The sequence below is a fragment of the Achromobacter veterisilvae genome (genome assembly GCF_900496975.1).
In the GTDB taxonomy this organism is placed as follows: Bacteria; Pseudomonadota; Gammaproteobacteria; order Burkholderiales; family Burkholderiaceae_B; genus Achromobacter; species Achromobacter veterisilvae.
In genome coordinates this window covers 1-11968 of sequence record NZ_UFQC01000074.1, presented here as the reverse complement: position 1 = coordinate 11968, position 11968 = coordinate 1, and the positions used below count along the sequence as shown (strand labels likewise).

Genomic DNA, 11968 nt, shown 5'->3' with positions numbered 1-11968 from the left:
GTGTCTGACACCCTTACGGGCGATCGCCACGAACCGTAGCGGTCTTCCCGGGTGTCAGACACCAGCGAGAAACCGCCAGCCCGACCCGCACAACGGCACTCGTACGGGTGTCCGACACCGGGCTGGGGCGTGTACCGTCAGGCAGCGACGGATATGCCGCGCGCTTGGGGGCGCCGTGCCGGTTCGACCACAATCTCGACGTGCTGATCCAGTGACACCAAGGCCCGCATCAGGCGTTCCAGTGAAATGTTCTGAAGCTGGTAACGGCGAACCTGGGATACCTTGGGCTGCGTCATTCCGATGACCGCAGCGGCTTCAGTCTGGCTAAGGGCACGCTTGTCTATGAGTTCATTGAGCTTTAGCGCGAGCGCTGCCTTGGCGGACAGTTCCTTTGCATCGTCGAAGCCCAGATCCAGCAGAACATTGCGAGTGCCGCGAGGGGCGGTATTGCGTGTCATGGATTTCTCCCATTTGCCGCGTACCGGGCCAACACAAGCCTCAGCCGCTTCGCGATCAGCTCGACGTCCGGCTGGGGTGTGGAGATTCCCGCCTTGGATTTCTTCTGGAATGCATGCAGCACATGCACTGCATCGCCGATTCGCACGGTATACGCTGCCCTGAAGGTGTCGCCCCGGTGATCTCCGACCATTTCATACACGCCAGGGCCGAGCCCTTTCCAGGGTTTCGCCGAGTCCGGTGTGCCGCCCAACTGGACGACGAACAGAGCCACTCCCATGTCCTTTTGGACGTCGATGGGGAATTTTTTGAAGTCCTTTTTTGAGGACCCTTCCCAGTACAGCAGCTTGCGTGTCAAGATTATACCTGTTCAGGTATGGAGGCAAGTATCGCGCAACGCAGGCGGCCTGCAATGCAGTAGGACGAATGAGCGATCAGAATCCGGGGAGGTCTTGCCATGGCAGCGCGAATGGACAGAATGCTGTCCAGGATAGGCGCTCGATACCGTACGTAGAGGCTGGTCGGGGTGTTTTTGGCACTCTGAGGCGTGGGCGGGCGGGTGTCTGACACCCGGTAACGCCATCGCGGATTGATGCGTCTCCCCGTAAGGGTGTCAGACACTGAACGCATGCTCGCGTCCGCAGTTACGCAGACGGAAATGGCGGCGATGTCCAGTGTCTGACACCCTTACGGGCGATCGCCACGAACCGTAGCGGTCTTCCCGGGTGTCAGACACCAGCGAGAAACCGCCAGTCCGACCCGCATAACGGCGCGCCCAAGCACTTGCCCCGTCAAGGCCGGCTCGGACATTCCCTGACCGTGCCCCAGGCACGATGCGGTTCACAGAACTGCTCGCGGGCGGTCCAGGCGCAATCCGGCCGCTCGAAAAAGCCCAGTTGCGCGCAACGCGCCAACTCGCTTTTGAGCGCATCCACCCAGCCCAAGGGATCCTGCGCGGCAATCTCGGTGACGCGCAAGGTGGACTGCGGCGCGGGCGAACCCGGCATGGCCGCGTGCCCCGGTGGCGAGGCAGGAACGGGCGGCGCCTCGGCCGGAACGGGCTCCGGCTGCGTAACCGCGCCGGGCCCAGGGCCGGGGGCCGCTGCGGGCGAAGGATCCGCCTCGGGTGGCTGGTGGGCATCGTCTCCCGTGGGCGGCGACGGCACCCATGGCAGCAACGGCACCCGCACGGGCCCCGCCGCCGCGGCGCCGGAACGCGCCGTATTCGGCGAATTCCAGGACACGACCAGCAGCACCAGCGCACCGTAGATCGCCAAGGTATACAGCACGGTCAAGGTCGCATAGCCCACGCGCTTGCCGGTTATCGGCCGCCCTCCGTCGCGGCCCAGCAGGGTCCGCCAGCCGACCAGCGCCGCGCCGGGCGCGGAAATCAGCCACCAGCACATCTGCCGGAGCGGGCCGGGCCGATGAGAGGGAAGCGCGGCCTGCGCCTGGGCGGCCAGCAGTTCGCGCAAGGCGCGGTTTTCTTCCTGCAGACGTAAAGTCTGCTCGTCCAGCGGCGCCTGAGGGTCTGGATCCGGGGTGCTGCCGTGCTGCGTAGCGAGTGGATCGGGAGGCGTCGCGGTCATATTAAGAAAACTATAGATACAAAATCGTGCGGAGGCAATTATGAATGGGGGGGCGGTGTTTCAAAAAAGAGAGAAGGTGGCAAAAAGCCACCTTCCACGCTCGCTTGATCTGAGAGAGAGGGCCTGCCCATCCGTCCGAACTCTGCCCGGCTAGTGGGTAGGTCCAGGCTTGGGCAAATTCACCAGATTGATGATCTGGTTGCCGGCAAATACGAGGCAAGTCAATGGCGCATCCACATATCCACCGCTTTCGTCCGCATAGGGCTTGTCGCAGATCAATTGCGTGCTGCCGAACGCAAAGTTCGTGTATCCGCATAGCCATGCGGATGCCTTCGGCGAAGAGGCGTCCGTTGCGGCGCATTCGTTCAACGGAGGGAAGCCTGCGGTAAGTAGCCGATCATGATCACTCCATTTGTCCGGAAGGCGAAAGAGCTTGGGGCTTGCGGACGGCCCGCCCTTGTCCACGATCCCGGCGGCAGCCAGGGTCAGATAGCTGAGCTGCTTTTGGATCGCGGTAAGGTGCATGGTTGACAGCAGCGGTGGGACAAGCAGGAGGGCAGCGAATCCGGTGGCGGACATCGGGGCGCGGCTTCTTTGCACATTTTCTTTGTTGCTCCAGGCGAAGATAATTCCTGGTACCAAGGCGCCCAAAAAGGCGAAGCCGATTACGCCTGTGACGAGGATGATGCTGTCAGGTTCTTTGCCGTAGGCGCGGCTCATCAGGTACAGCGGCAGCAGGAGCAAGCAAAGTGCCAGGAATGCGATGAGAAAAAAGGCAACGCCAGACCCCAAGGCCCGAAATCGTTCGACAACGTTGTTGCGCGGCGGGCTGAGCGGGGCGGGGGGGGCTGCTCCAGGCGGCAAGTCCGATCGGAAGTGCCAGAATGGCGTATACAAGAAAGAACATCCACTAGGGCAGTGTCTCGGTCAACTGTATCGCAGTGAAGCTCCAGCCTGCTGCGCACACACATACCAATATCCAGGCATACACGAGTCGGGCGGGGACCTTGCCCGGCTGGTACAGCGATGCGCTCATGGCAACCAGCAGCGACGGGCACGCCAGGCTCAGAACCCATAGCAGCCACACCAGCCCCCCCAACAGCAATAAGGCGCCCAAACCTGCTGAGCTGCTTATAGCGGACATTAGCAGCACGGGATAGTGCAAATTCTGGAGGTGGAACCACAGCAGCAGGATGGGGGGGCAGAATGCCAACGGTAGCAGCCAGGGCGAGTATTGCGACACGGTCTTCAGTGTGCGCAGCAGCAATCGGGTGTTGGATGCCTTGGGGGCGGAAGGCTCGGTGGCGGGTTGTTTCACCAATTGATCGGTAATCCGCGGCGGGGGAGATGGCGCGACGGGCGCTTCAGGGTGAGTCAGCCTGGACCCGGTGGCAAGATGTGCCTCCAGTTGTGGGCTAAGCTGATGGACCTTTACCGACGGGGCGACCCACAGGACAAGCAACAGAAAGCAGACGGCATAGGCGACCCATTGGCCTTCGCGCGAGGTATCCCATGTCCAGTTCTCGTAGCCAGGAAAGGTGGTCAGGCAGATATACACTAGCGTACACAGGACGGCCTGCAGCAGAAGGATGAACGCGGCATTGCCATGCTCCCGCAGATGGCGATAAGACGTGACGTACTCCTCGATCCAGAGACGGGGGCTGGTATCGTTGGATGATGCTCGGTTGCGTGCAATAGCCCGAGCATAGTCGACTGCCCGGAGCCGGCCCAGTGTCGAAGCCCGGAGCCGGCGGCACTGCATGAGGCTGAATATGCCGACGATGAACAGGGCAATAAACGCCAGCCCTGGCCAGCCGTTGTAGAAATGCTTGGCCAACACCAATCCTATGGTCGCGACCACCAGCCATTTGATTATTGCCGATGGTGAGGATCCGAGAGGCTTGCTCAGTCCGGTCGCTTCCAACGAACGCGTGGCGTGGAACACCAGGATAGGGAGTGATGCCAGGTAGGCAAAAGCAAAACCTCCTCCTGCCCACACCAGCAATTCGGGCGTACCGAGCTTCTGGAATATGTGTGGCACGGTCAGGTCTCCCGCAGCCGGCAACATGGGTAAGAAGAATCCTCTGGTGGTCATCTGCAACCAACGCAGGAACATCATGCCGGTCAAGGTGGGAACCAGATAGCGGACCGCATAGTTCTCCCACCATCGGTTATTACGCAGAGATGTGGGTTCTGACATATTTCTGACACTTGACGGAGAGGAACGGGAAGGCGCAAATGCAAACAAGCCGGCTTGCGCCGGCTTGTTCTTCGACCAGGTGTCGAGCACCTGGTGCGCGAGGCGGGTAGAGCAGGCCTTGCGGCCTGCCCCGCCCAACCGTCAGGCGTTGCGACGTGATTAACGCAGCAGCGACAGAACGGTTTGCGGCACTTGGTTGGCTTGCGCCAGAACCGAGGTGCCAGCCTGTTGCAGGATCTGCGCACGGGTCATGTTCGACACTTCCGTGGCGTAGTCGGCGTCTTCGATACGCGAACGGGCGGCGGACAGGTTGTTCACCGTGTTGTTCAGATTGGCGATGGTCGATTCGAAACGGTTCTGGATCGCGCCGAGCGAGCTACGCAGTTGGTCAACTTGCGACAGAGCATCGTCCAGTTTCTTCAGAGGATTTACGGTCGCCATCGAACCCAGATCGTCCTTGGACAGTTCATTGCCCTTGACGGCGTCGACACCGTAGGTCGGAAGCGCAGTCAACGAAAAGACCTTATCGCCGTCACGCAGGATGGCTTCCGCACTACCGTCTTTCTTCAGGACATATTCGACCTTGTTGCCGTCGGCGTCAGTGGCGACGTCGACATCACCGTTCGTGGCGTTTACAGTGACCGCATAGACCGTTCCATCTTCCGTCTTGGCACCGTATTGGCCCTGAGCCACACCGTCCTTCACAATTTCAAACACATTGACGTTCTTGCCGCCGATGTTCACGACCAGGTTCGAATCGTTGAAGGCAAGCGCCTTGCCCAGCTTGGCGCCGTCAACGCCGCCAGTAAGATCGACCTTGATGGCGTCGCCGGCGGCGGTTCCATCGCTGCTGGTGAAAGCAGTCAGCTTACCGCCAAACGCGGCAACCTGGACGCCCTTGCCTTCCACCATCACCTGCGTGTAGCCACCCACACCATCTTGCTTCAGCAGGTTAATCTGGTTGGTAGCATCTGTATCCAGCGAAACAAAGTAATCGCCGCCATCGATCTTGACGCTAAAGACCTTATGTCCGACGTTGGTGGTATCACCGGTGTCGACCGCTGTCGCCACGGTATTGAGATATGTCTCCGCTTCATCATCGTCAGCAAAGCCAGCTGCGAAGGTAGCGCCGAAGGCATCTTGCAAGCCCACGCCACTCTGACCCGTACCAACATTAATGTTGGTCGAAGCTGCAGCCGCACCGCTCTTGGTAGCGATGCTGTCGCTGAACTTGATGGAGCCGCTAGCCACGTTGAAATCACCCAGACCGAGCTTGTCGGCAGTGATTTCCTTCAGATCGATGGTGATCGTTTCGTTGTCGTTCGCGCCGACCTGAATGGTCAACTTATTGTCGGCGGCCAGCACCTTCACGCCGTTGAATTGCGTCTGGCCCGACACGCGGTCGATTTCGTCCAGGCGCTGCTTGATTTCGTCCTGGATCGACTTCAGGTCGGAATCGGAGTTCGTGCCGTTGGCGGCTTGCGTGGTCAGTTGACGAATACGCTGCAGGTTGTTGTTGATTTCGTTCAGCGCGCCTTCGGTCGTCTGGGCGATCGAGATGCCGTCGTTGGCGTTGCGGGCGGCTTGGGTCAGGCCGTTCACGTTGGCCGTGAAGCGGTTGGCGATGGCTTGGCCAGCGGCGTCGTCCTTGGCGCTGTTGATGCGCAGGCCCGAGGACAGGCGCTCGATGGCGTTGCCCAGTGCCGATTGCGACTTGTTCAGGTTGTTTTGAGCAACCAGCGACAGATAGTTGGTGTTGATAACTGCAGCCATGTTCAGGCTCCCAAGAGAGAAAAGCTTCTTCAAACTGGGCAGCAAGGCCGCCCACTGGTGTTAACGGGAAAGTTCGTTTACTTGCGTCTACGAATCCCTCCGTTGCCAGGATTACGGCAGTCCCAAATCAATCTTTAGGGCGATTTCGCGAAAGTCGAAATTCTTGTTGGGTCTTGCCGGCATCCGATGCCCGGCGCTTTCGCGGGTCGACGCCGGTCTCGGAGAGGGGGCGTTGACGTCTCTTCTTATAGAGAGAGGCAGTGGTGCGAGTGGGTGTCAGACACCCGGGGGCGCCGGTGCAGCCTGAAGGTCGGCCCGTGGGGTGTCTGACACGGGCGGGCCATCATCTATAGGACTAAATTACCTGCGCGATCTGCCCCTCCCGGGGCAGTTCCTGCCAAGATTGCTCCCGCAGTTTTGCGCGGATCCGCGCCGTGGCCTGGGAGCGCAGTTGGCACACCCGGGCTTCGGTCACGTTCATGATGGCGCCGATTTCCTTCAGGTTGAGGCCTTGCTCGTAGCAAAGCGACAGCAGCAGTTTTTCGCGGTCGGGCAGGGCGTCGATGGCGTGGATCAGCGCCTGGCGGAAGTCGCCCGCCAACAAGGAATCCAGCGGGTTGCCGTCGGCCGAGCCGTGGCTGAGCGTGGCCGACCAGTCGGCCTGGCCCGAGCCGGAGTCGGGCTCGATGGTGAAGTCTTCGTAGTGAACGATCTGCACGCCTTGGGCGTCGTGCAGCAGTGTTTGGTAGTCGCCCAGGGGAATGTCCAGTTGTCGCGCGATCTCGGCCTCGGTGGGCGGACGCATCAGGCGCTGCTCCAGTTGCTGGATGGCCTGTTCGATCTTGCGCGCCTTGGCGCGGACGCTGCGCGGCAGCCAGTCCTGGCCACGGAGTTCGTCCAGCATCGCGCCACGGATGCGGGTCGTGGCGTAGGTCTCGAATTGGGCGTCGGCGGTTTCCTGGTAACGCCGCACGGCGTCGAGCAGGCCGATCATGCCGGCCTGTATCAGGTCGTCCAGTTCGACGCTGGCCGGCAGCCGGGCGAGCAATTGCAGGGCCAGCTTCCGCACTAGCGGGGCATATTCGACCAAGCTGTCATCTGCGTGGGGCATTGCGGAATGTCGGGCGGTATCCATCATGACGCGTCGCCGAATGTTGTCAATTTACGACATTGTCGACAAACGCGCGGGGGAGGCTAAAGCAAACAGAATTGAGTGATCGGCAAGTTGCCATTGTGAACATTGGCGCCTATTTCATTCCTCGAAGTACGCAATGTTTTGAATGCTTGTTTTCTTAATTGGCGTAAATTTTGTGAGAAAGTTCTATGTCAAGGTGTATCGAAAAAGGCAAGTTGCGCAACATCAACAAAGATTTGTCATATAAGTCATAGAAAATGACATCACCTGTGGTAAATTTTACTTAAATTGCGAACAAATGATACATTTCGCATTAAAGCAGGGCGTGTCTGGATCTACGGCAACGGTGATTGCCGAACATTTTGCTTATCGAAGCCCCGTGGGCGGGAACGGAACTAGGGAGTTGGGCGTGCAACAAGTCGAAAATTCGTTGTTGGCAGACATTCGCGAAGTCAATTTGTCATATCTGTTACTAGCCCAGCGCATGCTTCGCGATGATTACGCCGCGTCGATGTTCCGCCTGGGGTTCAGTAACGAGGTCGCCGACATTTTGATGCGCCTTTCTCCGGCCCAGTTGGTCAAGCTGGCCAGCTCCAGCTCGCTGCTGTGCCGTTTCCGCTTCGATGACTACAGCCTGTTGTCCGCGCTGACCCACGACGTCCTGGGTGGTGCGCTGCAACAAGCGCACGCAACGATCCTGCTGGCCAAGCAACCTGTCGAAGAATTGGCCTGACGGCCTGATGAATTCCACTCGGAAACCCGTGTAATGGCCTCCAAGAGCGTATCCCAGGAAGCGGACGACATCCTGCTAGCCAGTTCCATGATCACGCTGGGAGCCCGGCTGCAGGTGCTGGAGGCTGAAACCAGCCTCAGCCACGACCGCCTGGCCCGCCTGTACCGCGAAATCCGCGGTTGCTCGCCTCCCAAGGGCATGCTGCCTTTTTCGGTCGACTGGTTCATGACCTGGTTGCCGAATATCCATTCGTCGCTGTTCTACAACGTCTATTCGTTCCTGAACACGCGTACCAGCAGCAAGGGAATACGGGCCACCATCGACGCCTATCGCCTCTATCTCGAAAACGCCGGCATGGATTCGTCCGAATCGACCGAGCCGGTCCTGAGCTTCACCCGGGCCTGGATGCTGGTGCGTTTCTTCGACAGCGGCATGCTGCAACTGTCCGCCTGCCGCCAGTGCGGCGGCCATTTCATCGCCCACGCCCACGACCCCCAGTCGGATTTCGTGTGCGCGATCTGCCGGCCGCCACCCCGCGCGGGCAAGACGCGCGCCGCGGCCAAGGCGCGCGCCGGCACTCCCCCCGCGCCCGCCGCGAACATCGTCCGGTCCTGACCGGCGCGTTTCCAAATACATCAAAAGCCCTGGAAAACTCCCCGTAACCCGCCTTTTTGGGCCGGGGGGAACAGGGGATCATTGACGCCGGTGTTTTGCCGCCGGGCCGCCCCAAGGCAAAAACGCCCCCTTGGGGGCAGCAAGCCGAAGGCGCGGCGCGGGGGCATTTTTGCCGCCGGGCCGCCCCAAGGCAAAAAAGCCCCCTTGGGGGGGCAGTAAGCCGAAGGCGCGGCGTGGGGGCATTTTTGCCGCCGGGCCGCCCCAAGGCAAAAAAGCCCCCTTGGGGGGCAGCAAGCCGAAGGCGCGGCGTGGGGGCATTCTTAGACTTCGTTGGCAGGGGCCTGATGTGTTGATTGTTATCGGTTTTCTCGTGGTGTCCGTGTCGGTCGTCGGCAGCTTCATCGCGCTGGGCGGCCATCTGGGCGCGCTTTACCAGCCCTTCGAGCTCACGCTGATCTTCGGCGCGGCCTTCGGGGCCTTCCTTGCCAGCAACAGCAAAAAGTCGCTGATGCTGGTGAAGGCGGCGCTGCCCGACGCGCTGAAAAGCTCGCGTTACGGCAAGGACGTGTACATGGAGCTGATGGCGCTCCTGTACGTGCTGCTGAACAAGGCGCGGCGCGAAGGCCTGATGGCGATCGAATCGCACATCGAGGACCCGGAGTCCAGCCCGATCTTCAGCGAATATCCCCGCATCGCCAAAGACGCGAAGCTCATGGAGTTCATCACGGACTACCTGCGCATCATGATCAGCGGCAACATGAGTTCGTTCGAAATCGAGACGCTCATGGACGAGGAGATCGAAACCTACCGCCACGAGCGCGAAGTCCCCGCGCGCGCCTTGCACCAGATGGCCGACGGGCTGCCGGCGTTCGGCATCGTGGCCGCGGTGCTGGGCGTGATCAAGGCGCTTGCCGCCGTGGACCAGCCTCCCGCGATCCTGGGCGACCTGATTTCCAAGGCCATGGTGGGCACTTTCCTGGGCATTCTGCTGGCCTACGGTTTCGTGGGGCCGATGGCCTCGCGCATCGAGCGCCGCAGCGACGAAGCCATGAAGGTCCTGGAGTGCATCAAGACCACGCTGCTCGCCAGCATGAACGGCTACCCGCCCCAGTTGGCGGTGGAATTCGGCCGCAAGGTGCTGTTCTCGGCCGTGCGCCCGACCTTCGGTGAGCTGGAAGAGCACGTCCGGCAAGCCAAGTCGGCCACGACCGGCAGGGCCTGACGGAGCTGTCCATGAGCACGGTAAACAACCACCGTGTGGTCATCCGCCGCAAGAAGGGCAAGGGCGGCGCGCACCACGGGGGCAGTTGGAAGATCGCCTACGCCGACTTCATCACGGCGATGATGGCGTTCTTCCTGGTGATGTGGCTGATCAGCGTCGTCCCGCGCGAAGAGCTCAAGGGGATCGCGGAGTACTTCCGCATGCCGCTGCGCGTCGCCATCACGGGCGGGCCCAGCAATTCGGCCGAGACCAGCGCGGTGCCCGGCGGCGGGCAGGATCCGCTGCGCAGCGACGGCGACGTGCGCCGCGCGCAGGGCAACCGGGTCGAGGCCCAGCCCATGGGCGACGCCGAGCGCCGCGAGCAGCACCGCCTGGAAAACCTGAAAAAGCGGCTCGAGAACGTCATCGAGACCAGCCCGGTGCTGAAGAGCTTCCGGCCGCAGTTGCTGATCGACCTGACGACCGAGGGCCTGCGCATCCAGATCATCGACAACCAGAACCGCCCGATGTTCGCCACCGGCCGCGCGGAAGTGCAGCCCTACATGCGCGACATCCTCCGGGAACTGGGGCCGGTCCTGAACGAGCTGCCCAACAAGGTCAGCATCTCGGGCCATACCGACGCGTCGCAGTATGCGCGCGGCGAGCGCGCCTACAGCAACTGGGAGCTTTCGGCCGACCGCGCGAACGCGTCGCGGCAGGAATTGGTGGCCGGCGGGATGAACGAAAGCAAGGTCATGCGCATCCAGGGTCTGTCTTCGAGCATGAGCCTCGTTAAAGATGATCCATATGCGGCCGTTAATAGGCGTATCAGCCTCGTGGTGCTCAATCAGAGCACCCAGCGGCGCATCGAAAACGAGAACGCCGCCGCCGCGGACGTCTCGGCCAAGGATGCCCGCGAGGTGGGGACGGCAGTGGACGCGGCCCGAACGGCGGTCCAGGCCACGACGGCAACCAAACCAGGCGAAACGGAGAGCAACCCGTCCGCCGAAGGGGTTCGATAGCAATGGCGGCAACGATTCTGGTGGCGGACGACTCGGCGACGATGCGCATGATCGTCCAGGCGACGTTGGCAGGCGCGGGATGGACGGTTCTGACGGCCGGCAACGGCCAGGAGGCGCTGGAGATGGCCAGGCGCCACCCGGTGGACCTGGTGGTGAGCGACTGGAACATGCCGGTCATGGGTGGCCTGGAGCTGATTCAGGGTTTGCGCGAGGACGATCAGTATCTGGACGTGCCGGTGCTGGTGCTGACCACCGAAGACGACGTGGACAGCAAGATGGCAGCCCGGGATCTGGGCGTTTGCGGCTGGCTTTCCAAGCCGGTCGATCCCGATGTGCTGGTCGAATTGGCGTCCGAACTGCTCGATGAGCAGGCCGGCGCGTAAGCAGGTTCATTTATGAAGGCGTACGGGTCATGAGTTCTGGTTTGGACCTCAGTCAGTTTTACGAGACCTTTTTCGACGAGGCGGACGAGCTGCTCGCGCAAATGGAACAATTGCTGCTCGAGCTGGATGTGGGTTCGCCCGACATCGAACAGCTCAACGCAATCTTCCGCGCGGCCCACTCGATCAAGGGCGGCGCGGCGACCTTCGGCTGCTTCACGCAGCTCGCGGGCACGACCCACTTGCTTGAAAACCTCCTGGATGCGATCCGTCGCGGCGAAATGGCGCTGCGCACGGACATGATTGATATTTTCTTGGAAACGAAAGACGTGCTCAAAAGCCAGTTGGATGCCTACAGGGCCTCCGAAGAGCCCGATGACGCCGTGTTTGAGCGTATTTGCGCCGTGTTGAGGCAGCTTGCGCTGGAGCATAAGGACCCCGCCGCGGCGGCAGCCCCCGCGCCGGCCCCAGTCCCGGCTCCCGCCCCGGTGGTTGCGGCCCCGGCGCCGGCCCCGGCGCCCGTGCAGGCGGCCCCCGCGCAGCCCGAACCGCAGGCGGCTGTCGCGGACGCGGGCAGCGTGCCGCTGCGCGTGCGGATCACGAAGGTGTCCGACAAGGACGCCGCGTCCCTGCTCGAGGAAATGGGCAATCTGGGCACGGTCAAGGCCAGCGAACGCGCGGGCGGCGCCCTGACCGTGTGGATGGACAGCACCTGCACGCCGGACGATATCGAGGCGGTGTGCTGCTTCATCGTCGACGGCGACCAACTGAGCATCGCCCGCGAGGCCGCGCCGTCGGGCGACGCCCCGGCCGCCGCGCCCGAGCCCGCCGCCGTCCAGGCCCCGGCTCCGGCCGAAGCGCCCG

The 11968-nt window shown here is 61.8% G+C and carries 13 protein-coding genes; 6 read left to right on the top strand and 7 right to left on the bottom strand.

The annotated features are described in order from the left end of the window. Positions 1–137: 137 nt before the first annotated feature. The 7 genes from AVE30378_RS31870 to AVE30378_RS31840 form a co-directional block, all read right to left on the bottom strand. Positions 138–458 carry a helix-turn-helix domain-containing protein gene (locus tag AVE30378_RS31870; RefSeq protein ID WP_129247124.1) on the bottom strand — a complete coding sequence of 107 codons (321 nt, stop codon included), beginning with the start codon at positions 456–458 and terminating at the stop codon, positions 138–140. After that, a complete protein-coding gene (locus tag AVE30378_RS31865) occupies positions 455–820 on the bottom strand; it encodes a type II toxin-antitoxin system RelE/ParE family toxin (RefSeq protein ID WP_129247121.1) in 366 nt (121 codons plus the stop codon). Before AVE30378_RS31865 ends, AVE30378_RS31870 begins: the two co-directional genes overlap by 4 nt. 427 nt (positions 821–1247) lie before the next feature. Further along, positions 1248–2045, bottom strand: a complete 798-nt coding sequence (locus AVE30378_RS31860) for a hypothetical protein (RefSeq protein ID WP_129247119.1) — start codon at positions 2043–2045, stop codon at positions 1248–1250. A gap of 150 nt (positions 2046–2195) precedes the next feature. Beyond that, positions 2196–2789, bottom strand: a complete 594-nt coding sequence (locus tag AVE30378_RS31855) for a hypothetical protein (RefSeq protein WP_129247117.1) — start codon at positions 2787–2789, stop codon at positions 2196–2198. 166 nt (positions 2790–2955) lie between these two features. Next, the gene (locus AVE30378_RS31850) at positions 2956–4335 is read right to left on the bottom strand and encodes a hypothetical protein (protein WP_129247115.1); all 1380 of its coding nucleotides are present in this window, start codon (positions 4333–4335) and stop codon (positions 2956–2958) included. Positions 4336–4404: 69 nt separating this feature from the next. Next, positions 4405–6018, bottom strand: a complete 1614-nt coding sequence (locus AVE30378_RS31845; RefSeq protein ID WP_129247113.1) for a flagellin N-terminal helical domain-containing protein — start codon at positions 6016–6018, stop codon at positions 4405–4407. Between the two features lie 355 nt (positions 6019–6373). Continuing rightward, positions 6374–7129: an RNA polymerase sigma factor FliA gene (locus AVE30378_RS31840; RefSeq protein ID WP_129247111.1), complete on the bottom strand. Its 756-nt coding sequence runs from the start codon at positions 7127–7129 to the stop codon at positions 6374–6376. Between the two features lie 433 nt (positions 7130–7562). Between AVE30378_RS31840 and flhD the strand changes: the two genes are divergently transcribed. The 6 genes from flhD to AVE30378_RS31810 form a co-directional block, all read left to right on the top strand. After that, positions 7563–7886, top strand: a complete 324-nt coding sequence (flhD, locus tag AVE30378_RS31835) for a flagellar transcriptional regulator FlhD (RefSeq protein WP_006219025.1) — start codon at positions 7563–7565, stop codon at positions 7884–7886. Between the two features lie 33 nt (positions 7887–7919). Beyond that, positions 7920–8501, top strand: coding sequence for a flagellar transcriptional regulator FlhC (gene flhC / locus AVE30378_RS31830; RefSeq protein WP_129247109.1), 582 nt, complete (start codon positions 7920–7922; stop codon positions 8499–8501). 346 nt (positions 8502–8847) lie between these two features. Continuing rightward, positions 8848–9723: a flagellar motor stator protein MotA gene (gene motA, locus AVE30378_RS31825; protein ID WP_129247107.1), complete on the top strand. Its 876-nt coding sequence runs from the start codon at positions 8848–8850 to the stop codon at positions 9721–9723. Positions 9724–9734: 11 nt separating this feature from the next. Continuing rightward, on the top strand, positions 9735–10724 hold the full coding sequence (gene motB / locus AVE30378_RS31820; protein WP_129247105.1) for a flagellar motor protein MotB: 990 nt from the start codon (positions 9735–9737) through the stop codon (positions 10722–10724). Positions 10725–10726: 2 nt separating this feature from the next. Next, positions 10727–11107, top strand: a complete 381-nt coding sequence (locus tag AVE30378_RS31815) for a response regulator (RefSeq protein WP_129247103.1) — start codon at positions 10727–10729, stop codon at positions 11105–11107. Positions 11108–11136: 29 nt separating this feature from the next. After that, positions 11137–11968, top strand: an 832-nt coding sequence (locus AVE30378_RS31810) for an Hpt domain-containing protein (RefSeq protein WP_208742480.1), incomplete at its 3' end; no start/stop codon positions are given.

What these genes read in the sequence shown, in the direction of transcription:
- AVE30378_RS31870 (WP_129247124.1), bottom strand. Translation starts at nt 458, where the DNA reads ATGACACGCAATACCGCCCCTCGCGGCACTCGCAATGTTCTGCTGGAT.
- AVE30378_RS31860 (WP_129247119.1), bottom strand. Translation starts at nt 2,045, where the DNA reads ATGACCGCGACGCCTCCCGATCCACTCGCTACGCAGCACGGCAGCACC.
- AVE30378_RS31845 (WP_129247113.1), bottom strand. Translation starts at nt 6,018, where the DNA reads ATGGCTGCAGTTATCAACACCAACTATCTGTCGCTGGTTGCTCAAAAC.
- AVE30378_RS31840 (WP_129247111.1), bottom strand. Translation starts at nt 7,129, where the DNA reads ATGCCCCACGCAGATGACAGCTTGGTCGAATATGCCCCGCTAGTGCGG.
- flhC (WP_129247109.1), top strand. Translation starts at nt 7,920, where the DNA reads ATGGCCTCCAAGAGCGTATCCCAGGAAGCGGACGACATCCTGCTAGCC.
- motB (WP_129247105.1), top strand. Translation starts at nt 9,735, where the DNA reads ATGAGCACGGTAAACAACCACCGTGTGGTCATCCGCCGCAAGAAGGGC.
- AVE30378_RS31815 (WP_129247103.1), top strand. Translation starts at nt 10,727, where the DNA reads ATGGCGGCAACGATTCTGGTGGCGGACGACTCGGCGACGATGCGCATG.